This is a genomic window from Rhodoferax sp. GT1R46, from assembly GCF_056521285.1.
On record NZ_JBWMBC010000009.1, the window covers coordinates 53835 to 77029 of the forward strand.

At 60.9% G+C, this 23195-nt stretch carries 20 protein-coding genes; 10 read left to right on the forward strand and 10 right to left on the reverse strand.

Annotated features, from left to right (window positions below; translation table 11 throughout):
* Positions 1 to 43 precede the first annotated feature (43 nt).
* The 5 genes from urtA (at position 44) to urtE (ending at position 5661) form a co-directional block, all read left to right on the forward strand.
* On the forward strand, positions 44 to 1318 hold the full coding sequence (gene urtA, locus AC097W_RS17545; protein WP_479603922.1) for an urea ABC transporter substrate-binding protein: 1275 nt from the start codon (positions 44 to 46) through the stop codon (positions 1316 to 1318).
* 79 nt (positions 1319 to 1397) lie between these two features.
* The gene (gene urtB, locus AC097W_RS17550; RefSeq protein ID WP_479603923.1) at positions 1398 to 2978 is read left to right on the forward strand and encodes an urea ABC transporter permease subunit UrtB; all 1581 of its coding nucleotides are present in this window, start codon (positions 1398 to 1400) and stop codon (positions 2976 to 2978) included.
* Positions 2975 to 4078, forward strand: coding sequence for an urea ABC transporter permease subunit UrtC (urtC, locus tag AC097W_RS17555; protein WP_479603924.1), 1104 nt, complete (start codon positions 2975 to 2977; stop codon positions 4076 to 4078). The genes urtB and urtC overlap by 4 nt, the downstream gene beginning before the upstream one ends.
* Entirely contained in the window at positions 4075 to 4956 is an 882-nt protein-coding gene (gene urtD, locus AC097W_RS17560) for an urea ABC transporter ATP-binding protein UrtD (protein WP_479603925.1), read from the forward strand. Before urtC ends, urtD begins: the two co-directional genes overlap by 4 nt.
* 12 nt (positions 4957 to 4968) lie before the next feature.
* Positions 4969 to 5661, forward strand: coding sequence for an urea ABC transporter ATP-binding subunit UrtE (gene urtE, locus AC097W_RS17565; protein WP_479603926.1), 693 nt, complete (start codon positions 4969 to 4971; stop codon positions 5659 to 5661).
* On the opposite strand, the gene AC097W_RS17570 is transcribed toward urtE, so the two are convergent.
* The 7 genes from AC097W_RS17570 to AC097W_RS17600 all read right to left on the reverse strand — a co-directional run bounded on the left by AC097W_RS17570 (position 5658) and on the right by AC097W_RS17600 (position 14430).
* Complete coding sequence (locus tag AC097W_RS17570) at positions 5658 to 7349, reverse strand: response regulator (RefSeq protein ID WP_479603927.1); 1692 nt, start codon at positions 7347 to 7349, stop codon at positions 5658 to 5660. The genes urtE and AC097W_RS17570 overlap by 4 nt on opposite strands.
* Positions 7350 to 7368: 19 nt before the next feature.
* A complete protein-coding gene (locus AC097W_RS17575; protein ID WP_479603928.1) occupies positions 7369 to 8199 on the reverse strand; it encodes an urease accessory protein UreD in 831 nt (276 codons plus the stop codon).
* A gap of 75 nt (positions 8200 to 8274) precedes the next feature.
* Entirely contained in the window at positions 8275 to 9762 is a 1488-nt protein-coding gene (locus tag AC097W_RS17580; protein ID WP_479603929.1) for a nucleobase:cation symporter-2 family protein, read from the reverse strand.
* A 29-nt stretch (positions 9763 to 9791) separates the two neighbouring features.
* Positions 9792 to 11015 (reverse strand): M20 family metallopeptidase, encoded by a 1224-nt coding sequence (locus AC097W_RS17585; protein WP_479603930.1) that lies wholly within the window; start codon positions 11013 to 11015, stop codon positions 9792 to 9794.
* Positions 11012 to 12811 carry a 2-oxo-4-hydroxy-4-carboxy-5-ureidoimidazoline decarboxylase gene (uraD, locus tag AC097W_RS17590; RefSeq protein WP_479603931.1) on the reverse strand — a complete coding sequence of 600 codons (1800 nt, stop codon included), beginning with the start codon at positions 12809 to 12811 and terminating at the stop codon, positions 11012 to 11014. The genes AC097W_RS17585 and uraD overlap by 4 nt, the downstream gene beginning before the upstream one ends.
* Positions 12812 to 12817: 6 nt before the next feature.
* Positions 12818 to 13780: an allantoinase PuuE gene (gene puuE, locus AC097W_RS17595; protein WP_479603932.1), complete on the reverse strand. Its 963-nt coding sequence runs from the start codon at positions 13778 to 13780 to the stop codon at positions 12818 to 12820.
* The gene (locus tag AC097W_RS17600) at positions 13777 to 14430 is read right to left on the reverse strand and encodes a GntR family transcriptional regulator (protein ID WP_479603933.1); all 654 of its coding nucleotides are present in this window, start codon (positions 14428 to 14430) and stop codon (positions 13777 to 13779) included. The genes puuE and AC097W_RS17600 overlap by 4 nt, the downstream gene beginning before the upstream one ends.
* Positions 14431 to 14497: 67 nt before the next feature.
* Here AC097W_RS17600 and uraH point away from each other — a divergent pair, with 67 nt between their 5' ends.
* On the forward strand, positions 14498 to 14851 hold the full coding sequence (gene uraH / locus AC097W_RS17605; protein ID WP_479603934.1) for a hydroxyisourate hydrolase: 354 nt from the start codon (positions 14498 to 14500) through the stop codon (positions 14849 to 14851).
* Between the two features lie 28 nt (positions 14852 to 14879).
* Here the strand turns inward: uraH and AC097W_RS17610 are convergent, their stop codons facing one another.
* Positions 14880 to 15404, reverse strand: a complete 525-nt coding sequence (locus AC097W_RS17610; RefSeq protein ID WP_479603935.1) for a hypothetical protein — start codon at positions 15402 to 15404, stop codon at positions 14880 to 14882.
* Between the two features lie 89 nt (positions 15405 to 15493).
* Between AC097W_RS17610 and xdhC the strand changes: the two genes are divergently transcribed.
* Together xdhC and AC097W_RS17620 are read left to right on the forward strand one after the other, a co-directional pair.
* Positions 15494 to 16312 carry a xanthine dehydrogenase accessory protein XdhC gene (gene xdhC / locus AC097W_RS17615; protein ID WP_479603936.1) on the forward strand — a complete coding sequence of 273 codons (819 nt, stop codon included), beginning with the start codon at positions 15494 to 15496 and terminating at the stop codon, positions 16310 to 16312.
* Between the two features lie 45 nt (positions 16313 to 16357).
* The gene (locus AC097W_RS17620) at positions 16358 to 17593 is read left to right on the forward strand and encodes a urate hydroxylase PuuD (RefSeq protein ID WP_479603937.1); all 1236 of its coding nucleotides are present in this window, start codon (positions 16358 to 16360) and stop codon (positions 17591 to 17593) included.
* Here the strand turns inward: AC097W_RS17620 and AC097W_RS17625 are convergent.
* Both AC097W_RS17625 and AC097W_RS17630 read right to left on the reverse strand, forming a co-directional pair.
* Complete coding sequence (locus AC097W_RS17625) at positions 17586 to 19397, reverse strand: SulP family inorganic anion transporter (protein ID WP_479603938.1); 1812 nt, start codon at positions 19395 to 19397, stop codon at positions 17586 to 17588. The two genes, AC097W_RS17620 and AC097W_RS17625, sit on opposite strands and share 8 nt — an antisense overlap.
* A gap of 14 nt (positions 19398 to 19411) precedes the next feature.
* A complete protein-coding gene (locus AC097W_RS17630; protein WP_479603939.1) occupies positions 19412 to 20848 on the reverse strand; it encodes an 8-oxoguanine deaminase in 1437 nt (478 codons plus the stop codon).
* 49 nt (positions 20849 to 20897) lie between these two features.
* Here AC097W_RS17630 and AC097W_RS17635 point away from each other — a divergent pair, with 49 nt between their 5' ends.
* On the forward strand, positions 20898 to 22238 hold the full coding sequence (locus AC097W_RS17635; protein ID WP_479603940.1) for a glycerate kinase type-2 family protein: 1341 nt from the start codon (positions 20898 to 20900) through the stop codon (positions 22236 to 22238).
* Between the two features lie 328 nt (positions 22239 to 22566).
* A complete protein-coding gene (locus AC097W_RS17640; protein ID WP_479603941.1) occupies positions 22567 to 22929 on the forward strand; it encodes a hypothetical protein in 363 nt (120 codons plus the stop codon).
* Positions 22930 to 23195 lie beyond the last annotated feature (266 nt).

Below are 23195 nucleotides of genomic sequence, written 5' to 3' on the forward strand. Positions count from 1 at the left end.
CGCACCACGACTTACGAACTGTTCACCAACCGGAGAAGCACACATGCAACGCGTTAATTCACGTCGATTCACACTCAAGGCGCTTACTGCCGCCGTCGCTCTGACCACCTTGTCGGCAATACCGGCATATGCCGCTGACACCATCAAGGTGGGCATTTTGCACAGCCTGTCCGGCACCATGGCCATCTCTGAAACCGTGTTGAAAGACACCGTGCTGATGGCCATTGACGAAATCAACGCCAAGGGCGGCGTACTGGGCAAGAAGCTCGAACCCGTGGTGGTGGACCCAGCAAGCAACTGGCCCCTGTTCGCTGAGAAAACCAAGCAGCTGCTGACGCAAGACAAGGTCGCCGTCATCTTCGGTTGCTGGACCAGCGTGTCGCGCAAGTCGGTATTGCCAGTGGTTGAAGAAATGAACGGCCTGCTGTTCTACCCCGTGCAGTACGAAGGTGAAGAGCTGAGCAAAAATGTGTTCTACACCGGTGCCGCGCCTAACCAGCAGGCCATTCCGGCTGTGGATTACCTGATGAGCAAAGAAGGCGGCGGCGCCAAGCGTTGGGTATTGCTGGGAACCGACTACGTCTACCCCCGTACCACCAACAAGATTCTGCGCGCCTACCTCAAGAGCAAGGGCGTGAAAGACACCGACATTGACGAAAAGTACACCCCGTTTGGCCACAGCGATTACCAAACCATCGTGGCGGACGTGAAGAAGTTTTCCGCCGGTGGCAAGACCGCCGTGGTGTCCACCATCAATGGTGACTCCAACGTGCCTTTCTACAAAGAACTGGGCAATGCCGGTCTGAAGGCCAAGGATGTGCCCGTGGTGGCGTTCTCTGTGGGTGAAGAGGAGCTGCGCGGCGTGGACACCAAGCCGCTGGTGGGTCACCTGGCTGCATGGAACTACTTCATGTCGATCAAGAACCCAACCAATACCGAGTTCATCAAGAAGTGGTCTGACTACGCCAAGGCCAAGGGCATCGCCGGTCACAAGGACAAGCCTATGACCAATGACCCGATGGAAGCCACCTACATCGGCATCAACATGTGGAAACAGGCCGTGGAGAAAGCCAAGTCCACCGATGTGGACAAGGTCATCGCTGCCATGGCCGGCCAGACCTTCAAGGCACCCAGCGGCATCATGAGCAAGATGGATGACAAGAACCACCACTTGCACAAGTCGGTGTTTATTGGTGAGATCAAGGCAGATGGCCAGTTCAACGTGGTGTGGAAGACGCCGGGCCCTGTGAAGGCCAAGCCATGGTCCCCTTACATCGAAGGCAACGACAAGAAGCCTGACGAGCCGGTCGCGAAATAAGGCAAAAAGCGGGGAGTGACAGCCGCCATCGCTTCAACAGCGGTGGCGGCTTGTTTCAATCACTTGAGGAAACTGGCGCATGCCAAAACGAATACACCAGCGGTTGTTGCTTGCTATTTTATTGATAGCTACCCACGCTTACGCATTGACGGCTGACGAGGCAAAAGCCATTGCAATTGGCGATGGCGATGCCCGCATTGAAGCACTGCGTGCATCCATAGCCGGTGCCGACGACAAGACGGCCCAATTCATCCAGGCACTGTCTGATGAAGCGGTGAAAGTGGTGGCAGGCAAGCCTGTGATTGTGAAAGAAGACAAGGCCATCGATCCGGTCACCGGCACCGAGGCCACCTTGCCCGAAACCGCTGAGGACGTGATGAACAACAACCGCATGCGCGGTGAGATTGATACCGCGCTGGCGTCACTCAAGTTGCTGTCCGCTGACGCGATGGTGAGACGCGACGCCGTCAAAACCCTGCAGGGTGAGGTCGATGAGAGCAAGCTGCCCTTGCTCGACAAAGCCTTTGCAATGGAGAGCGTTCCCGATATCAAGGACCAGCTGGGACTGTTGCGCGCTGCCGCCATGCTCAGCAGTGCGGACAAAGCCAAACGGCTGGATGCCGCCACCCTGTTGGCCCAAAGCACGCAGGCCGCAACCAAAACTCTCCTGATCGAGCGATTGAAGATCGAGGCCGACCCAGGCGTGAAGAGTGCCCTGCAACTCAGCCTGAGTCAGGTGGAGTCACGTCTGGCCTGGGGCGACCGTCTGGGCGCCATTTTCAGTGGCATCAGTCTGGGAAGCATATTGCTATTAGTGGCGCTGGGACTGGCCATTACCTACGGGCTGATGGGCGTGATCAATATGGCCCATGGCGAACTGATGATGATTGGTGCCTACGCCACCTATGTGGTGCAGGGCGTGTTTCAGAAATATCTTCCAGGCGCGTTTGATTGGTACCTGCTGGCGTCCGTGCCGGTAGCCTTCGCGGCGTCTGCACTGGTGGGTGCCGCGCTGGAGCGCAGCGTGATCCGCTTTCTGTACGGTCGTCCGCTGGAAACGCTATTGGCGACCTGGGGCATCAGCCTGGTGTTGATGCAGTTCGTGCGCACCTTGTTTGGCGCGCAAAACGTGGGGGTAGAAAACCCCAGCTGGATGAGCGGCGGGGTGCAGGTTATGGGCAATCTGTCTCTGCCCTACAACCGGCTGGTCATTGTGGGCTTTGCGTTTGCAGTGTTGTTTGGTGTCTGGTTCTTGATTGAGAAAACCCGGCTGGGTTTGTTTGTGCGCGGCGTCACACAAAACCGCCCCATTGCGGCGTGCATGGGCGTGAATACCGCCCGCATTGATACCTACGCCTTTGCATTGGGGTCCGGCATTGCCGGACTGGCCGGCTGTGCTCTCAGCCAGGTCGGTAACGTAGGGCCTGACCTGGGACAGGGCTACATCGTGGATTCGTTCATGGTGGTGGTGCTGGGCGGTGTCGGCCAGTTGGCGGGCACCGTGTATGCGGCGCTGGGCCTGGGCGTGTTGAACAAGTTTCTGGAGGGCTGGACCGGTGCCGTGCTGGCCAAGATTGCCGTGCTGGTTTTCATCATCATCTTTATTCAGAAGCGTCCGCAAGGCATATTCGCCATGAAGGGCCGGAGCGCAGAAGCATGAGCACCCTCAACTTACCCCAACCCGCGCCCCTGCTCACCCGCACCGGCTGGAGCGCCTGGCTGGTCGCGCTGGTTCTGCTGTGTGCCTGCGTGCCCATGCTCAACCTGTGGGTGCCTGCCAGCAGTATTTTCCATCTGAGCGATTTTGCGGTGGGCCTGATCGCCAAGATCATGTGCTATGCCATCTGCGCTTTGGCGATGGATTTGATCTGGGGCTACACCGGCATTCTGTCGCTGGGCCACGGGCTATTCTTTGCGTTGGGTGGCTATGCCATGGGTATGTACCTGATGCGCCAGATTGGCACCGACGGCAATTACAAAAGCAACCTGCCGGACTTCATGGTGTTTCTGGACTGGAAGACTTTGCCCTGGCACTGGACCTTCAGCGACAGCTTCATCGCCACGCTGTTTCTGGTGGTGGCGGTACCGGGACTGGTGGCCTTTGTGTTTGGCTACTTTGCCTTTCGCTCGCGCATCAAAGGCGTGTATTTTTCCATCATCACCCAGGCCATGACGTTTGCGGCGATGCTACTGTTCTTCCGCAATGAAACCGGTTTTGGCGGCAACAACGGTTTTACCGATTTCAAGCGGCTTCTCAATATTCCGATTGCCACGCAAGAGATGCGGATGACGCTGTTTGTGCTGACATCAGTCACATTGCTGGGCTTCTTTTTGCTGGGGCGCTGGCTGGTGAACAGTAAGTTTGGTCGTGTGCTCCAGGCCGTGCGGGATGCCGAAACACGGGTCATGTTCTCGGGCTACAACCCCATTGGTTTCAAGCTCACCATCTGGACCATCTCGGCCATGATGTGCGGAGTGGCGGGTGCACTCTATGTACCGCAGGTGGGCATCATCAACCCCAGTGAAATGAGCCCTGCCAACTCCATCGAGATTGCCATCTGGGCCGCCGTGGGAGGCCGCGCCACGCTCATCGGTCCTATCGTGGGCGCCTTCATCGTCAACGGCGCCAAGAGCTGGTTGACCGTGACCTACCCGGAATTCTGGTTGTACTTTCTGGGGGCGTTGTTCATTGGCATCACGCTGTATTTGCCCGATGGGGTGGTGGGCCTGGTCAAGAAGCTCAAGGGGGCGAAACAATGACACCGGATTTGTTGGAGCAAGGTGCCCGACGCGTCGAGGCCCGCATGGCAGCCCTGGCTGCGCGGGACGGACAAACCGAGTCGGGTGGACGCAGCGCCGGTTTTTCACGGGTGATGGCGCAGGGCGAGGTGGATGTCACCCATGGCCGCATTCTGTACCTGGAAGACGTGCACGTCAGCTTTGATGGCTTCAAGGCCATCAACGGTTTGTCGCTGGACATTGCACCGGGTGAACTGCGCTGCATCATTGGCCCCAATGGTGCAGGCAAGACCACGATGATGGACATCATCACCGGCAAGACACGGCCCAACTCCGGCACGGTATTTTTTGGCAGCACCATGGACCTGCTGCGCTATACCGAGCCCGAAATTGCGCAGCTGGGCATTGGCCGCAAATTCCAGAAACCGACGGTCTTTGAGCAACTGACGGTGTTTGAAAATCTGGAGCTGGCTTTGCACACCAACAAGGGCGTGAAATCCTCCCTATTCTTCCGCCTGGACTCTGCACAGGGGGACCGGCTTGCAGACGTGCTGCACACCATTCATCTGGCGGACAGTGTGGGGCGGCTGGCGGGAAACCTGAGCCATGGACAGAAACAGTGGCTGGAGATTGGCATGCTCTTGATGCAGGAGCCCAAGCTGCTGCTGCTCGACGAGCCCGTGGCCGGTATGACCGATGAAGAAACCGAGCGCACGGCCGAGCTGTTTTTGACGCTGAAGGGGAAACACTCGCTCATGGTGGTGGAGCACGACATGGGTTTCATTCGGGCCATCAGCGACATCGTCACCGTGCTGTGCGATGGCTCGGTGCTGGCGCAGGGCACGCTGGACCAGGTGCAAAACGATGAGCGCGTCATTGAAGTCTATTTGGGCCGCTAAAGCCACATGAACATGCTGAACGTCAAAAACATCAACCAGTACTACGGTGGCTCGCACATCTTGCGCGACGTGAGTATTGAGGCGCAATTGGGCAAGGTCACGGTCGTTCTGGGTCGCAACGGTGTGGGTAAAACCACGTTGCTGAAATCGCTCATGGGACTGGTTCCCATCAAGACCGGCTCCATTGAGCTGGACGGCAAACCCATTCAGCGGGACACACCCTACCAGCGTGCCCGTGCCGGCATGGGTTTTGTACCCCAGGGTCGTGAGATTTTTGGACGCCTGACGGTGGAAGAAAACCTGCGCATGGGACTGGCATACAAGCCCGCAAGCACACCCATTCCGCCCGAGTTGTACGAGCTGTTTCCCGTGCTCAAGCAGATGCTGGGTCGCCGCGGGGGTGATCTGTCAGGCGGGCAGCAGCAGCAGTTGGCCATTGCCCGCGCGCTGGCCGCCAAGCCCCGCGTGCTGATTCTGGACGAACCTACAGAGGGCATTCAGCCCAGCATCATCAAGGATATTGGCCGCGTAATCCGCATGCTGGCGGACCGGGGTGACATGGCGATTGTGCTGGTCGAGCAGTACTACGACTTTGCCCAGGAGCTGGCAGACCAGTATGTGGTGATGGAGCGTGGCGCGGTAGTGGCCCGTGGCGATGGCAAGGACATGGAAGCCAATCAGGTCCGCAGTCTGGTGGCGATTTAGCCCACTTGGTTTGGCGGAGCCACCGATCGGTTTGCCGTGCTGTTTGCCGCACCCGGGCCAGCACCTGTTCGCAAAACAAGGCCTCCAGCCTGGCGTTTTTGCTCGCCCAGAGAAGCCTTGGCATTGTTCACGCCGTAGCGCGCGCGCAACTCCTGAACCGCTTCGCCAAGGGCCTTGGCGTCCTTGATTTTGGCAGCATGTTTTTGCAGAACCTGGTACGCGTTGTCAATCAGCCGGGCGTTAAACGTGCTCTTGCCGTGAAGTACCAGGTTTTTGACGGCAGACGTCGGGTCGCCCGACATGCTCAAGGCCATGGCGACTTCAGCGTATTCCAGTACTTTTGCCTGGCACGCGCGGATGCGATCGGCATACGGCGGGTGGATCAGGGCGCTGGCTGCCAGCAGTTCGGTGAGTGACCGGTTACTGCAAAAACGCAGGCCAATGGTTTCCACTGCAGACTCTGCGTCATCCAGTCGTATGGCCTTGTGGGCCAGTTGCGCCATGAGTGCCAGCAGGTTGCTGGCGGACTCAAAGTCAAATTCGGCCTGGGTGACGGTTTTGGCCAGGGCGCGCACGGCATCAACCGACTGGGCGAACTGGTGTTGCTGGATCAGGTTCAACGCAATGACGATGTCTGCCAGACGCCTCTGGCGGGCATTGTCCGGATGGCGCTCGATCAGGCGGTTGAAGTCATCATGGCAGCGCTGCAAACCCTTGCGGTCACCGGTTTCAAGGCGGGTAAACGCCAGTAGCACCAGGCTTTGGCAGTCAAACATTTTGGATTCCAGCCCCATGCGGGCGGTGCGGTCCAGCAGCTTTTCAGCTTCCACGTGGTCGCCAGCGTAGTAGGTCATCATCGCCAGGTTTTGCAGGCGGCTAATGGACGCAGGGGTGAGCGTGGCGGCCATTTTGTAGGTTTCCAGTGCCTTGTCAAACTTGCCCAACTCAAACTGCGCCCGGCCCATCACGTCGTAAGCGTCTGCATACGTGGGGTCGGCGCTGATGAGGTTTTCCAGCATGCTGGTGGCCTGGCTGAGCTGGCCTGCACCAATCTGGGAGCGTGCGACACCCAGTTTGGCCCACGGCAGAGTCTTGGCAGCCACTACCGCCTGGTAGAGCGTTTGGGCCTCTGCACAGCGGCCGGTGCGCAATAGCAACTCGGCACCCACCCGCGCGGCATACAGCCAGAACATGCCTCTGGATTCGAAGCGGTCCAGGCACAGTTTGGCGGCCGTCTCGAAGTCTTCGGCTTCAATGGCAGTAAAGATTTCCTGCAATGACACCTTGCGGATACGTGCCTGGTGCAGCCGTTCGGCAAGGTGGGTTGCCTTGTGGGGCTTGAGCAAGTAGCCGTCCAGTGCCGACTCCGCTGCTTCGGCCACCTTGGCATAGGTAGCCTCGCCCGTGATCATGATGAAAACGGTGGAGAACGGCATAAGCTGGCTTCGGCGCAGGTCATCCAGCAGGTCTTGCCCGGAGCTGGCCTCGTTGGCAAAATGCCGCTCGCACAAAACAAAGTCAAACGACCGGAATTCCAGTTGCCTGCGTGCATCCGCCGCACGCGCAGCCTGCACCACCGTCCCCACGCCGAAGTCACGCAGTTGCGAAACCAGAATGGACCGGGAGGTTGGGTTGCCATCTACCACCAGGGCGGAACAGGCCGAAAGGTCATCTTCAAACGTTGCCATCAGGGTGGCGAGAATAGCACTACATGGACCAGATGCGGGGATTTGACGGGGCCGTGTTCCACATCTGCTCGCGCCAGGTGGCACGCAGCGCACGCAGCAAGTCCATGGCCGGTTCTACGACGGGTGCAACAATCCGCACCACTACGACGTTCAGGTTGGGGCTTGTGGCACCGGCTGACTGCGCCAGCGGATGCTGCGCCATAACCTCCCGCACACTGTCCAGTGCCTGTTGGCGTCGTTCGCGGGTGAGCGGAGTTCCGGTAACAAAAAACAGGGACGCCATGCAGCGATTCCCTGCCAGGCCGGTGGGGCCATCCAGCAGACGGGCATCACGGGCGTCAACCGTGCCGCGCTCCAGCCAGACGCCGGGTACGGCGATGTGCTGCCGAAAATGCCCTTGGACAAAGGGCTGGTTGGCAAGGGGCAGGCCCAGCGCAGTGACGTCCCACCCGATCATCTCGGCGCCAGCCGCCAGGTCCATGGTGAGGCGGTTTTCGGCCAGGCAGGCGCTGTAGCAAATGGCTTCCAGCGGCAGCCACTCCAGCCGCGCCCCGGACTCCAGTTTCAGATGGGTGTTTTGCAATGCCGTGAGACCCTCGGAACGGTAGAAGCGGGTGGCACCGGGGGTCGTGATCAGACCATGGGCTCCGGCTTGGACTTGCACTGCAATGTCCAGCGTGTCGCCACCCACCAAGCCGCCGGGCGGGTGCACCAGCACGTTGTGGCAAATGGCGTCGCCCTCAGGATAGAGGCTTTGCAGAATCCGCAGAGGCCCGCCGTGCGTGTGGCGTGCCACAGTGCGGGCGGACTCCACGCGGTAATCCAGCTGCAGTTGGGCGTGCCACGACATGGAAGCTATTCGCTCACTCGCCCGGCGAACCGCTGAGGGCCCAGCCAGTGGCGATCAAAAAAGGGGGGGCAGGCCTCAATGGGCATCTGCTTGCCGCGCGGCAGCGACAGCGGCAACGGTATCCAACTGGCCGCCATTGAAAAACAGGTTCAACAGCACCGCGCTGAGGGAGGACAAAAGAATGCCGGATTCGATGAGCGGGTGAATGCCATGGGGCATCCATTGTTTGAAGTTGGGCGCGATCAGCGGAATCATGCCGATCCCTAAGGAGATGGCGACGATGAGCGAATTGAACCGCTGGGTTTTGAAATCCACGGTGCCCAAAATACGAATGCCGGTGGCGGCCACCATACCAAACATCACCAGGCCTGCGCCGCCCAGCACCACGGTAGGCAGTGATTCGGCGAGTGCGGCCATCTTGGGCAGCAGTCCCAACACAATCAAAATGATTCCACCCGCCACACAGACAAAGCGGCTGCGCACGCCGGTGAGTGCCACCAGGCCCACGTTTTGCGAGAAGCTGGTGTAGGGGAAAGTGTTGAAAAGACCGCCAATCAGGGTGCCCAGACCATCGGTGCGCAGCCCGCGCGCCAGGTCTTGCTGCGAGATCGTCTTGCCGGTCATTTCACCCAGAGCCAGAAACATGCCCGTCGACTCAATCATCACCACGACCATGACCAGCGACATGGTCAGGATCAGCACCGGGTCAAACACCGGCATGCCGAACTGCAGCGGCAGCACGACGTCAAACCAGGCCGCCTTGGCAACTTTTTCGAACCCCATGAGGCCGATGGATGTCGCGGCGATACCGCCGATGACGATGCCCAGCAGCACCGAGATATTGGCCAGGAATCCTTTGGCGAACCGGGAAATGAGCAGGATTGATGTCAGCACCAATGCGGCGATGCCCACGCCGCCCAGATCGGCATATTTGGGGTTGGGAACGGTGGCCACAAGCGCCAGCCCTTTGGGCATGGTTGGCAGGCCCGGCACTGCCGCACCTGCGGCGGCGGCAGCCTCTGCCAGCCATTGGGTGTGCTCGGGGTTGACGATGTTAGGGGCCGTAGGGCCGAAGGGGTTGCCAAAGATCCAGTTGATGCCGATGCGCATCAGGCTGATGCCAATGACCGCAATGATGGTGCCAGTGACCACGGGGGGGAAGAAACGCAACATGCGGCTCACCAGCGGCGCAATCACGATGGATACGACACCGGCGCCAATAATGGATCCGAAAATAAGCTGGGCGCCGGCCACCCCCGGTGCGGCATTGGCCATGGCAACCATGGGCGCGACGGAGGCAAACGTTACCCCCATCATGACGGGCAGCCTGATGCCAAACCACTGGGTGGCGCCCAGGGACTGGATCAGCGTGACCAGACCGCAGCAAAACAGATCGGCCGAAATCAGCATCGCCACTTGCTCGGGGCTGAGTTTGAGTGCACGGCCGACGATGAGCGGCACGGCTACTGCTCCGGCATACATCACCAGCACATGCTGGAGACCCAGGGCCGCCAGCTTGCCATTGGGCAGTCGTTCGTCGACCGGGTTCACGAGGCTTGTCATTTCCGTCTCCTGTTAAATATCAGTAACGACTAAGTCAGCAGGTCGCTCAAGGTGCGGGCGATGACCTTGGTGGCACGCCGCAGGTCTTCCAGGTCAAGGTGTTCGTCGGAGCGTTTGGCGTTGGACTCCAGCACCGTGCGCGGCCCCGCGCCGTAAATCACGCCCGGGATACCGGCTTCGCAGAACAGGCGCACGTCGGTATACAGCGGGGTTCCCAGCGCCGGTATCGGTTCCCCAAACACTTGCGCACCGTGCCTTTGAATGGCATCCACTAGCGGCTTGTTGCCAGGCAGTGGCTGCAGGGCACGGGCCAGCAGAATGCGCTTGATATCAACGGAGACGCCGGGCGTGCGTGCGGCTGTTTCTGTAATCAGCGCGCGCAGGCCTGCTTCCACTTCAGTCGGGTTTTCTTCGGGGATCATGCGGCGGTCGAGTTTGAAGGTGACGCGTCCGGGAACCACGTTGGTGTTGGTGCCGCCCTCAATGGTGCCGATGTTCAGGTAGGGGTGTGTGATGCCCTCCACCCGGGACGTGATTTGCTGGTACAGCGTGTTTTGTGCGTACAGGGCCGTGAGGATGGTGGTAGCTGCCTGCAAGGCATCGACGCCCGAAGCCGGAATGGCGGCGTGGGCCATCTTCCCGTGCACCGTGACCTCCATTTGCAGGCACCCGTTGTGGGCGATGATGACCTGGTAGCTAAAGCCCGCTGCCACCATCAGATCGGGGTGAATGATCTTGTGCGCCAGCAGCCAGGCCGGACCCACTTCGCCACCAAATTCTTCATCGTAGGTGAACAGCAATTCCACGCTGCCGTGGACCGGTTTGGAAACAGCTTCCAGCGCACGCACGGCAAAGGCATAGGTGGAAAAATCGCACTTGCTGACCGCCGCTGCGCGGCCATAGATCTTGCCGTCTTCGATCTCCCCGCCATAGGGGTCGTGCGTCCAGCCTTCGCCGGGCGGCACCACGTCACCATGGGCATTGAGCAGCACGGTGGTGCCCGCACCGTATTTGCGACGCACCACCAGATTGGTGATGGTCTCCAACCCGGCGGCGTGCACTTCCGCCTCGGGTACCGCATATTTTTCTACCTCGAACCCAAAGCCCTGCAGCAATTCGGCCGCGCGCTCGGCGTGGGGCGCGTTGTTGCCGGGTGGCGTGTCGGTAGGAACACGGATGAGTTCCTGCAAAAACTTCACTTGTTCGTCAAAGTGCGCGTCGATCCAGGTGTCCAGTTGTTCGTAGGCGTTCATGGGGTTATTTCTTGTAAAAGCAAAGAAAAGGTTTCGATCGCGAGTTGCATGTCATCGCTGGTGGTGGACTCCAGCGGGTTGTGGCTGATGCCGGCGTTTTGTCCCCGTACAAACAGCATGGCCTGGGGCATGACTTCGTGCAGCTTCATGGCGTCATGGCCCGCGCCGCTGGGCATACGGTGCAGGGGCACGCCCAATGCAGCTACCGCCCGTTCCCAGCGCGCTTGCCAGGCGGACGCGCTGGGCGCGGCGCTGGCACGCATGGTCTCGGTCAGGGTGTGGTGCACGCCACGGCGTGTGCAGATAGCGTCGAGTTCGGTCAGCACGTCCGCAGCCATGCGGTCGCGCTGCGCGTTGTTGGGCGCACGCAGGTCCAGTGAAAACTGGCAGCGGCCTGGCACCACGTTGATGGACCCACCGGGTACTTGCAGAATGCCCACCGTCCCCACCGAGTCGCCATCGGATGCAGCACGCTGCTCGACAAACAGCATCAGCTCCGCCACTGCGGCGGCGGCGTCGCGGCGGCTGTTCATCGGTGTGGTGCCGGCATGGCTGGCCATGCCAATCACCGCGCCCTGGTAGCGCACGCTGGCGTTGATGGAGGTGACGATGCCCAGTGGTATATCCAGTGCGTTGAGCACGGGGCCCTGCTCGATGTGCACTTCCACAAAGCCCAGGTAGTCGGCCGGGTTGCGCTTCAGCACGGCAATATCTGCCGGGTTGAGCCCCGCGTGAACCATGGCCTGGTGCATGGGGATGCCGTCGCCATCCAGCTGCTCCAGCCACGCGGGATCAAAGTCACCCGTCAATGCGCTGGAGCCCAAAAATGTCGCCTTGTAACGCTGGCCTTCTTCCTCGGCAAAGGCCACTACTTCCAGCGCGAACGGCAAGCGACGCTGCTGGTGGTGCAGCTCGCGCACCACGGCCATGGGCACAAAAATACCCAGACGGCCATCGTACTTGCCTCCGTTGCGAACAGTATCAAAGTGGCTCCCGGTAAGAAGAGTTGGGGACGTTTTAAGGCTGTAGCCCCCGTCAGAACTGCGCAAGTAGCTACTATTTTCATAGCGCCCAACCACGTTGCCAACCGCGTCGATGGCCACGCTGTCAAAGCCGCAGTCGCGCATGTGCTGTGCAATCTGCGCGGCGCACGCCCGGTGGGCGTCGGTGAGATAGGTGACGGTGAGCTGACCCTGCGCGGCATATTCGGGCTCGGAGTGCTGCGCCAATGCCTCATGCCAGTCCCATACGTCATTGCCGCGATCGGGGGTCACGCCGAACAGGTCGTTCAGGCGAATTTCCACAATGCGGTGGATGTTGCGCAGGCACTCCTGCCGCTCGAATTCCGGGTGGCCGAGCACACGGCGCTCAAACGCCGCAATGATCTCGGCCTTGGTCAAACCCGTGCCGCGCGGGCCGCGCACGGCCAGGATGAACGGAAACCCAAAGCGGGCGTTGTAGTCACGGTTGAGTTGCTGGATTTTCTCGAACTCGTGGGGCGTGCAGTGGGTCAGGCCGGCCTTGCTTTGCTCGTTGGTGGATTCGGCGGTGAGGCTCTTGTCCACCATGGCTTTGCCGGCCAGCTCGGGGTGGGCGCGAATCAGCGCCAATTGCGCATCGATGCCAGCCGCGTTGAGGGCCTGCACCATCGCGTATTTGAGTTGTGCCAGTGAATGAAAGGGTCGCTGGGCCAGCGCGGTTCGCGGTATCCAGGGGGAGTGCTCGTACAGTCCGCTCAGCAAGGTGGCAGCCTCATCCAGTGGCGCCTGGTTGAGTTGAGTCAGCGTGATGGGCATGGCGCCTTACTCCTGATAAGGGTGTGTGGTTTTCCAGTGCCGTGCGATGTCCAGACGGCGGCACACCCACACCTGCTCATGGCTGGTTACGTAATCCAGAAAACGCTGCAGTGCGGTGATGCGTCCTGGGCGACCCAACAGGCGGCAGTGCATGCCGATGCTCATCATGGCAGGCTGGTTGAGGCCCCCATTGCGGGTGTCGGGGTCGCCTTCGGCGTAGAGCACATCAAACGTGTCTTTGAGGTACTGGAAGAACGGATCGGCGTATGAATAACCCTGGGGCAGGGCGAAGCGCATGTCGTTGCAATCCAGCGTGTAGGGCACGATGAGCTGGGGCACTTTCGTGCCGTCGGTTTTCTGCACCTGCATCCAGAACGGCAGGTCGTCGCCGTAGTAGTCGCTGTCGTATTCAAAGCCACCGTAGTCGGCGACCAGACGGCGGGTGCGCGGGCTGTCGCGGCCGGTGTACCAGCCCAGGGCTCTTTGGCCGGTGAGCTTCTGTATGGCGTCCATGCCCCGCTGCATGTGTTCGCGCTCGGTGGCTTCGTCGACGTTCTGGTAGTGAATCCAGCGCCAGCCGTGGCAGGCAATCTCGTGGCCCAGCTCGACCAACGCGGCGGTCAATTCGGGTTGGCGCTCCAGCGCCATGCCCACGCCAAATACGGTCAGTGGCAGTCCCCGCTTTTCGAACTCGCGCAGGATGCGCCACACCCCCGCGCGCGAGCCATATTCGTAAATGCCTTCCATGCTGATGTGGCGGTCCGGGTAGCTGGCCGGGTTGGCCATTTCGGACAAAAATTGCTCCGAGCCGGCGTCGCCATGCAACACGCTGTTTTCGCCGCCTTCTTCGTAGTTCAAGACAAACTGCACGGCCACGCGTGCGCCGTTGGGCCATTGCGCATGCGGCGGGTTTTTGCCGTAGCCAATGAGGTCGCGTGGATAGGGCTGGGTGGAGTCGTAGTGCTTCATGGTGAAGGTGTGGCGTGGGTGTTCGGATTGAGCGTCAAGGCCTCTTCGACGTTGCACAAATGCGTGTCCATCAGTTGCAGTGCCAGCGCTTCGTCACGTGCCTCCAGCGCCTTGACGATGGCGCCATGCTCCTCATGGGAGTGCTCGGCAGAACTGGAAGATTGGTACATCAGCGTGATGAGCGCGCAGCGCGAGAGCAGGTCCATCAGCAAGTGGGCCAGCACGTCGTTACCCATGAGCTGCGCCATGCGAACGTGAAAGTCACCCAGCAGCAAGGTGCGCCCGGGCACATCGCCGCGTTCCACGGCTGCGTTCTCATGGGCAATGTGCTCTTTCAGCGCATCAATGTGGGCTTGTGTGGCGCTCTGGATGAACTCGCGTGTCATGCCGGCTTCCAGCATGCGGCGCACGGCAAATACCTGCTGGGCCTCGACCACTGAAGGGGCTGCCACAAAGGCGCCGCGTGCAGGTTCCATCCGGATCAGCCGGTTTTGCGACAGCTTGAAAAGGGCCTGGCGAATGAGGGTGCGCGAAACGCCGAACTGATCGGCCAGCGTCTGCTCCACCAGCTTGGCGCCGGGCTGCAGCCGGTGCTCTACGATAGAGCGGGTGAGCGTTTCGACGATGAAGCCAGTGGTGGTGGAGTCCATGCAGGCATGATAGCTGCAAAGCAAAAAAGTGTATACACTTTGAATGCATCAACGGAAGGAAATGGCCATGGGCTTGAGCACACACGTACTGGACACCATGCACGGCACTCCGGCAGCGGGAATGCAAGTGGCGCTGTACACCACACAGGATGAGCAGGCCGCACTGGTCAAGCGCTTTGTGCTGAATCAGGACGGCCGTAACCCGGATGGCATGCTGTATGACCACGCCAGCCTGAAACCGGGTACCTACCGGCTGGTGTTTGATGTGGCTGGGTATTTCAAGGATCGCGGGGTGGCGTTACCGGAACCCAATTTTTTGAACCGGGTCAGCCTGGATTTTGGCGTAGCCCATGCGGACCAGCACTACCACGTGCCGCTCTTGGTGAGCCCCTGGAGCTATTCCACGTACCGGGGGTCCTGAGCGATTGTCGGGTGTTGTAGCGCAAGGCCTACAACTGGCCTTCGGTCAGCGTGTCGAGCTGGAAGCGGCCGCTTTTGTGCCACAGCCATGTGTCGGTGTAGGTGACACGGCCCAGAAGAACAGGAGCCGGGTAGGGGGCCGCCAGACGAACCGAGCGTTCAATCTCCGCCATGACTTCGGGTGCCTGGCTTGGAGCGCGCATCCAGCTGATGCCTGTGACATTGCCACGACCGTCGATTTCCACCTGCAGTACACCCACCGCGTAGAGCAGCGGGGGCATTTTGCCGGTGTAGATGCGTGAACCATTGCGCGCATACAAGTGCGCGGCTGCATCACGGCGGTAGTCGCGCGGCGTGCGGGCGTCAGAGACCTTCCCGGTAAAGGCCGCAGGAGGTGCCACCACCACTTGGGGCTGCTGGGGCACCACGGGCATGGCCTTTGCTACCGGCGGCGGTGTATCCACTGGTTTGGTGGCGCAGCCCGCAACGATGGTGGCGATACTGGCCCAAAGGCCAGCGAGCTGCAGTGTTGTGCGTGATGTTTGGAGTGTCATGGTGGATATCCCCGCAGTTGAGCGAAGGCATACTGTGCCTGAAGTTGGCACTGATTGTGCGTGCTTTTGCGTTTTAAAGGTATCTGATTGTGACTTTGACATCGCGATTCCTGCAGCGGCTCGCACGCGAGCCTGCGGTGCTGGTAAAGGTGCAATCCACCCGGGGCTCCGTGCCGCGCGAGGTGGGTGCCTGGATGGCGGTCTTCGCCAATACCACCGCCGGCACCGTCGGGGGCGGGCGTCTGGAGCTGGACGCCATCGCCCACGCACGACTTTGCCTGACGCAGGGCGCAGCGGATGCAGTCGTTCGCTATGCGCTGGGTCCCAGCCTTGGGCAGTGCTGCGGTGGGGAAGTGTTTTTGCAGTTCGAGCAGGTTGCCGCGCGGGACGTGGCCTCCCTGCAGGTTCGTCTTGCCAGCCAACATGTTCCCGTGGCCTTGTTCGGTGGCGGCCACGTGGGGCACGCGCTGGTGCAGGTACTGGGTAATCTGCCCATGGACGTGGTGTGGATTGATAGTCGGGACGAGGTGTTCGGCCCTGGTTTCGATGGATGGGAGTTGCCTGCCAACGTGCACTGCGAACATTCTGACCCGGTGCAGGCCGCAGTGGCCGATTTGCCAGCCGGCGCGCGTGTACTCATCATGAGCTTCAGCCATGCCGAGGACCTGGATGTAGTCGCTGCCTGTCTGGCGCGGCAGCGCAAGCGGGGTGATTTGCCTTATGTGGGCCTGATTGGCAGCAAGACCAAGTGGGCGTCCTTTCGCCAACGGCTGCAGGCCCGGGGCTTTGACGCGGCGGAGATGACCCACATAACCTGTCCCATTGGGGTGCCCGGAATTGCGGACAAGCGCCCCGAGGTGATCGCGGTGGGCGTTGCGGCCCAGCTCTTGCAAGTACCCCAAGATTAAGCAAAGTGTATACACTTTGGGTTCAAGCCAAGGAAAACACCCCAAATGGAAAGCTACCTTCTCGACTGGGCCAACCTGCTGTTGCGCTGGGTCCACGTCATTACCGCCATTGCCTGGATTGGCTCGTCGTTCTATTTTGTTTTTCTGGACAGCAGCCTTACGCCGCCGGTTGACGAAGACCTCAAGCGCCAGGGCGTGAGTGGCGAACTGTGGGCCGTGCACGGGGGCGGTTTCTACCACCCGGTGAAGTTTGCCGGGGCGCCGCCGCAACTTCCGTCGCATCTGCACTGGTTCTACTGGGAGAGCTACAGCACCTGGCTGACCGGGTTTTCGCTGTTCACCGTGTCCTACCTCTGGAGCGCGGGCACCTACTTGATTGACAAGTCGGTGATGGACTGGGCGCCCTGGGCCGCCATTTCGGTGGCGCTGGGGTTTCTGGTGGTGTTCTGGGTGGCCTATGACCTTATTTGCCGCATCTTTGGGCAGCGCAAAAATGGTGAGGCCATCGTGGGTGCGCTGGTGGCCGTGCTGGTGTGTATTGCAGCCTGGCTGGCCTGCCACTGGTTTGCGGGCCGGGCAGCGTTCTTGCTGGTCGGCGCCATGATGGCCACCAGCATGAGCGCCAACGTGGCCCACTGGATCATTCCCGGCCAGCGCAAGATGGTGGCTGCCATCAAGGCGGGTCTGCCGGTGGATCCGATTTATGGGAAGCGCGGCAAGCAGCGCAGCGTGCACAACACCTACTTCACGCTGCCAGTGCTGTTTGCCATGCTCAGCGGGCACTACAGCTTTACCTACACCCACCCGCAAAACTGGCTGGTGCTGGTGCTGATGATGTTTGCCGGTGCGGCCATTCGCCAGTTCTTTGTGCTGCGCCATGGCTTCAAGCTGGGGCGCAATGCGCACCCCTGGCCTTACGCGCTGGCCGGTGTGGTGGTCATTCTGGGCACGATCGTCTGGCTCAAGCCCGCGCCCGTCGCAGGGCAAACTGCTATGAATTCAGGAGCTACGGGCGCAGGTTCTGCGGGGGCTAGCGACCCAATTGGCTATCAATCGCTGCAGCCAGTGCTGGCGCAGCGCTGTTACCTGTGTCACGGCGCCGAGGTACAGATGAAAAACGTGCGGCTGGATTCGCCCGAGGGCGTAAAGCTGCATGCGCAGGCGATGTACCAGCAGGTGGTGGTGACCAAAATCATGCCCATGAACAACGCCACCGGCATCACGGACGCCGAGCGGGGTTTGATCAAGCATTGGTTTGAGGGCGGCGCCCGGGTTAACTAGAACCAAGATGGTTGAATTCAGGCCGGTCGTCCCAGTCCACCCATTCGACGGGGTGGGTTTTGAGGTAGGCACTTACGGCCTGGCCGATGGTTGCGAAAAACCGCTCCTCCCCCAGCCGGGAAAAAAGACCGAAGCGCTTGAGCTTGTCTTTCACCGGGTCCTTCAACTCGGCAAAACACAATTTAATGCCCGCAGCGCGCAGGGCGGCGTCCAGCTCGTCGAGCATATCGGCGGCGGTAATGTCGACGCTGGTGATCGGTTCGGCACCGACGACGAGCCGGCGCACTGGGTCGGGTGATTCCGCCACCGCGTCCAGCACGCGGTCCCGAAACAGTTCGGCATTGGCGAAGAACAGCGGTGCGTCCCAGCGGAACAACACCAGCCCTGACACGATGCGGGCGTCCGGGTAGCGTCGGATGTCATGGTAGCCCTTGATGCCGTCAACCCGCCCCAGGACGGCCGAGTGGGGACGCCACCCGTCCCATAAAAACTCGATCACAGCGGCCGCGATGGCCAGCCCGATACCCGGAATGGCGCCGAGTAGCGCGACGCCCAGCATGCAGCCGATGGACAACCAGAATTCCCAGCGCTGGATCCGGTAAATCCTGCGCAGGTCGGTGATTTCGATCAGCGCAATGGCCGACGCGATGACGACGGCGGCCAGCGTGGCGGTCGGCAGATTCCGCAGCAAACCCGGAGCGGCGATCAGCAGCACGGCCACTGCGACGGCCCCCACCACGCCCGTCAACTGCGTTTTGGAACCGGCAGCCAGTGCCACGGGTGTGCGCGATGCGCTGGCGCTGATCGGAAAGCCCTGAAACAGGCCGGCCACCAGATTGGCAGCGCCAAGCCCCACCATCTCCTGGTTAGCGTTGACGTAGCTACCGGAGCGCGCGGCGTAGGTGCGCGACAGAACGCTGGTGTCGGCAAACGAGACCAGCGCAACCGCGAGGCCACCCAGTAGTACAGGGACCATGTCACCCGACGTGATCAAGGGCAATGCAAAGCCCGGCAAGCCCTGCGGAAGAGTGCCCAGCACCGCCACACCGGTGCGCGCTGACAGATCCAGAACGGAGACCGCAACCGTGGCGCCCACCACGGCAATCAGCACGCCGGGCAGGCGCCGGCTGCGCCTGAGCATCCAGATGACCGCCAGTGTCCCTGCACCGAGTGCGAGCGTGGGCAAATGGGTCTTGCCGCTCAGGATGGCTTCGCCAAAGCCGCGCAATCCGCCAAAGTAGCCGTCCTTTTCCACGGCAAAGCCAAAAAGGGCGGGCAATTGACTGAACAGCACCGTCAGCGCGATGCCGTTCATGTATCCGTAGCGTATGGGCTTGGAGAGCAACTCGGTGACAAAACCCAGCCGGGCGACTCCTGCCACGATACACAAGAGTCCCGAGACCACTGCCATCATTCCCGCAAGGGCCATGGCACGCTGGGGATCCCCCGCGGACAAAGGCAGCACGACTGCGAGTATCAGCGCGACCAGCGAAGAATCTGGCCCCAGCACGAGTACCCGGCTCGGACCCAACAGCGCATAGGTCAGCAAGCCGAATATGGTGGCGTAGAGACCGCAAATGGCCGGCACGCCGGACGCGACCGCGTATGCGATACCCACCGGGATGAGCACGGCAGTCAGCGCCAGACCGGCCACCACATCGTGGCCCAGCCAGGCGGGTTCATAGTTGCGCAGGGTGTCCAGTCCGGGCAGCCAGCGCCTCAGCCCCGTTTGTTGTGCCATGCCTCTCGGGTGTGCAATGCGCCCCTGCTCCAATGGCGCTGATGCAGGATCGGAATGGGCCATCGTTGCGTGCCCTATTAGAGCGTCTGGTTGGTGAGCTGCATTGCCAGTGCATTGTGCCGTTCCACCAGGGGGCCCAGCTCCAGCGTGGCAAGTTGTCCGTTGTGCACGACGACACGGCCGTTGACGACGGTGTAGTCGGCCTGGGGGCTGGCGCACAGCAACAGGCTGCCCACGGGGTCGTGTACCGCGCCGCCAGCAAAGCCCAGCGTGTCCAGATCAAACAAGGCCAGGTCGGCGCACATGCCCACGGCCAGGTGACCAATGTCGCTGCGTCCCAGCACTTGGGCCCCGCCGCGGGTGGCGATGCCCAGGGCGTCGCGCGCTGTCATCTCGGCGGGTCCCAGGTCGCAGCCAAAAAAAGTTCTTTCATCGCGTTGTTCGGGCGGCTGCATGGCACGGCCCACGCGCGCCAGTAGCAGTGCCTGGCGCGCCTCGTTCACCATGTGGGCGGCGTCGTTGCTGGCGCTGCCGTCTACGCCCAAGCCCACGGGCACACCGGCATCGAGCATGCGGCGAATGGGGGCAATCCCGCTGGCCAGGCGCATGTTGCTGCAGGGGCAATGGGCCACACCGGTGCGCGTGGCGGCAAACAGGCTGATGCCCGCGTCGTCCAGCTTCACGCAGTGGGCGTGCCACACATCGGCGCCCAGCCAGCCCAGGTCCTGCGCGTATTGCGTGGGAGTGCAGTTGAACTTTTCTTGGGTGTAAGCCAGATCGTGGTCATTTTCGGCCAGGTGGGTGTGCAGGCGCACGCCATGGGCACGCGCCAGCAGTGCAGATTCGCGCATCAGATCCCGGCTCACGCTGAACGGCGAGCAGGGCGCTACGGCCACGTTCACCATGGAGCCATGTGATGCGTCGTGGTGCTGCTCGATCAGGCGTTGCGTGTCCTTGAGGATGAAGTCTTCACGCTCCACCACGCGGTCGGGCGGCAGGCCCCCTTGGCTCTGGCCCACGCTCATGCTGCCCCGACTGGCGGTGAAGCGCATGCCAATGGCTTGTGCCGCCTCAATGCTGTCGTCCAGTCGCACACCGTTGGGGTAAATGTAGAGGTGGTCGCTGCTGGTGGTACAGCCGCTCATCAGCAGTTCGGCCATGGCCACCTGGGTGCTCACCCGCACCATTTCCGGTGTCAGCCCGGCCCACAGGGGGTACAGGCCGCCCAGCCAGCCAAACAATTCGGCGTTTTGCACGGCAGGAATCGCCCGGGTGAGCGCCTGGAACATGTGGTGGTGGGTGTTGATCAGGCCTGGCGTCACCAAGTGGCGGCGCGCGTCAATGACCTCATTGGCCATGTGTGCCTCTGGGGGTAAGTCGGCAGTGGGTCCCACGAATGCGATGCGCCCGTCGACGATGAAGAGGGACGCGTCCCGCAACTCGCGCCCAAGGGCCGGGTCGGCGTGGTCAAACGTGGCGACACAGCGGGCATTTTTTATCAGCAGGTTGGGCATCGCAGGTTTCGTCAGAATAGGGGGCTGCACACAGAAACGCCATTTCACCATGACTGCACCCAACCCCCATACCAACCCCCACCAGTTTCTGGAACATCTCTACTGGACGGCCGTGCAGCGGGCGTTGCCCGCGCACACGCTGGCGGGCTATCTTCCGCAGCCGCCTGCTGAGCCGGGCGCGCGCACCGTGGTGCTGGGCGCGGGCAAGGCAGGCGGCGCCATGGCGCAGGCGCTGGAGGCTGCGTGGCCAACGGATGCGCCGTTGCAGGGGCTGGTGGTGACGCGCTATGGCCACACGCCACCGCGCGCCGCAGGTGCACCCGCATCGCGCATTGAGGTCGTGGAGGCTGCCCACCCGGTACCTGACGCCGCGGGGCTGGCTGCTGCCCAGCGCATTGCCGCCCTTGCGCAGGGGCTGACCTCTAAGGATCTGGTCATTTGCCTGATTTCGGGTGGCGGTTCCTCCCTGTTGACTTTGCCAGCGCTGTGGGATGGTGGTGGGGTGTCATTGGAAGAAAAACAGCGTATCAACAAGGCCTTGCTCAACAGTGGCGCCAACATTGCAGAAATGAATTGCGTTCGCAAACACCTGTCTGCCATCAAGGGGGGGCGCCTGGCCCAGGCCTGTGCGCCTGCGCGGGTGGTAACCCTGCTGATCAGCGATGTACCGGGTGACGACCCATCGGTCATAGCCAGTGGCCCCACTGTGCCCGACCCCACGACGTGCGCGCAGGCGTTTCAGATATTGCAGCGCTACGGCATCGATGTCTCGGCTGACATCAGGCAAAGGCTGCAGAGCGGTGCGCTGGAAACCCCCAAACCGGGTGACCCCCTGTTTGCCGGCAACACGGTGCACATGATTGCCGCCCCGCAGCAGTCGCTGGAAGCCGCTGCGGATGCCGCGCGGGCTGCCGGGTTGGCGGCATACATTCTGAGCGACGAAATAGAAGGCGAGTCGCGTGAAGTGGGCCGGGTGCATGCGGCAATGGCCCGTGCCGTGGTGCAGCGAGGGCAGCCTTTTACCAAACCCTGCGTGATTCTGAGCGGAGGTGAAACCACGGTCACGATTCGCCCGCAAGCGGCAGGCGTGGCGCGGGGACGCGGTGGCCGGGCGGGTGAGTTCTGCATGGGTCTGGCCCAGGCTTTGCAGGGTCAGTCCGGGGTCTACGCCCTGGCCGCCGATACCGACGGCATCGACGGGGTCGAAGACAATGCCGGCGCACGCGTGGCGCCCGATACGCTGCCACGGGCCCAGGCACTGGGCCTGAAAGTGGACACTTTTCTGGATTGCAACGACGCCTATGGCTATTTCCACGCCTTGGGCGATCTGTTCACAACTGGGCCCACCTATACCAATGTCAATGATTTTCGGGCGATTCTGGTGATTTAGAAACAAAGTGAGCCTGTTGTCACAGGGGCATTCTGACCTACAGGAAGATGTCATCAGGGTGGCACACAAACCACCAACAGACCCTGAGCTGGTCAGTAGCTTCATGACTTTCGACTGGCGATCGCCTTACCCAGAACAAGCCGACGCTGTGTGTAGCATGGGCTGTAGAAAGTGATCACGCAGGGGTTACCAACGCAATGGGTTGGCAGCTTTCTTTTTTGAATGAAACGTTGTGTAAATGCCAACAAAGCCAGGGATTCACCCGAATGGGGGATGTGCCGCAAGCGTGAGTCAAACTACATTTGAAGTCCACTTAACTTGGAGCTTTATGAATTTTAAATTTCTGTTTTCTGCTATCGCTGTTGCATCGCTGGTTGGCTGCGCATCACCTACTGTTACCCAGTCCGTGAAAGCTGGAGATACAGGCCTGAGCTGCGCTCAACTTCAAAACGACTACCAGGATGCCGAAGCGCTCAAGGTTGAAGCGGGAAAAGCAAAGGGATTCACAGGCGGCAACGTCGTCCGGGCGTTGTTCTTCTGGCCGGCGATCCTTGGCTCATATTCAAACGCCAATGAAGCTATTGCAGCTGCTGACTCGCGCAAGGTCAACCTTGCAAACATCATGAATCAGAAAAAGTGCCAAGTCCCAGGCATGACCAGCGAAGTAACGCCAGTCGCATCAGCAAAGTAAGTTCTCTGGGTTGAGTGAAGTCTCTGGCCCGCTCACTCGAATCAATGGCACCACGTCGGTGCCATTCGTTTTTTCCGGTATGCCTGCGATGTATCTCGTCCGCATCAGAGGAAAGGTCGGAACCGAATGCCGATCTTGTAAAACTCATCGAATCAAAGACTCTTGTGGTCAACAACGAAACATCCGGCTACGGCTTAGGGCACTTCTTCAGCGAAGCCCTTAATTGGCTAAACTTGTCGTTTCGCAGCATCGAAGTTTGATCTTGC

Coding starts and splice junctions, on each gene's coding strand:
- urtA (WP_479603922.1), top strand. CDS start 44: ATGCAACGCGTTAATTCACGTCGATTCACACTCAAGGCGCTTACTGCC.
- urtB (WP_479603923.1), top strand. CDS start 1,398: ATGCCAAAACGAATACACCAGCGGTTGTTGCTTGCTATTTTATTGATA.
- urtC (WP_479603924.1), top strand. CDS start 2,975: ATGAGCACCCTCAACTTACCCCAACCCGCGCCCCTGCTCACCCGCACC.
- urtD (WP_479603925.1), top strand. CDS start 4,075: ATGACACCGGATTTGTTGGAGCAAGGTGCCCGACGCGTCGAGGCCCGC.
- urtE (WP_479603926.1), top strand. CDS start 4,969: ATGCTGAACGTCAAAAACATCAACCAGTACTACGGTGGCTCGCACATC.
- AC097W_RS17570 (WP_479603927.1), bottom strand. CDS start 7,349: ATGGCAACGTTTGAAGATGACCTTTCGGCCTGTTCCGCCCTGGTGGTA.
- AC097W_RS17575 (WP_479603928.1), bottom strand. CDS start 8,199: ATGTCGTGGCACGCCCAACTGCAGCTGGATTACCGCGTGGAGTCCGCC.
- AC097W_RS17580 (WP_479603929.1), bottom strand. CDS start 9,762: ATGACAAGCCTCGTGAACCCGGTCGACGAACGACTGCCCAATGGCAAG.
- AC097W_RS17585 (WP_479603930.1), bottom strand. CDS start 11,015: ATGAACGCCTACGAACAACTGGACACCTGGATCGACGCGCACTTTGAC.
- uraD (WP_479603931.1), bottom strand. CDS start 12,811: ATGCCCATCACGCTGACTCAACTCAACCAGGCGCCACTGGATGAGGCT.
- puuE (WP_479603932.1), bottom strand. CDS start 13,780: ATGAAGCACTACGACTCCACCCAGCCCTATCCACGCGACCTCATTGGC.
- AC097W_RS17600 (WP_479603933.1), bottom strand. CDS start 14,430: ATGGACTCCACCACCACTGGCTTCATCGTCGAAACGCTCACCCGCTCT.
- uraH (WP_479603934.1), top strand. CDS start 14,498: ATGGGCTTGAGCACACACGTACTGGACACCATGCACGGCACTCCGGCA.
- AC097W_RS17610 (WP_479603935.1), bottom strand. CDS start 15,404: ATGACACTCCAAACATCACGCACAACACTGCAGCTCGCTGGCCTTTGG.
- AC097W_RS17620 (WP_479603937.1), top strand. CDS start 16,358: ATGGAAAGCTACCTTCTCGACTGGGCCAACCTGCTGTTGCGCTGGGTC.
- AC097W_RS17625 (WP_479603938.1), bottom strand. CDS start 19,397: ATGGCCCATTCCGATCCTGCATCAGCGCCATTGGAGCAGGGGCGCATT.
- AC097W_RS17630 (WP_479603939.1), bottom strand. CDS start 20,848: ATGCCCAACCTGCTGATAAAAAATGCCCGCTGTGTCGCCACGTTTGAC.
- AC097W_RS17635 (WP_479603940.1), top strand. CDS start 20,898: ATGACTGCACCCAACCCCCATACCAACCCCCACCAGTTTCTGGAACAT.
- AC097W_RS17640 (WP_479603941.1), top strand. CDS start 22,567: ATGAATTTTAAATTTCTGTTTTCTGCTATCGCTGTTGCATCGCTGGTT.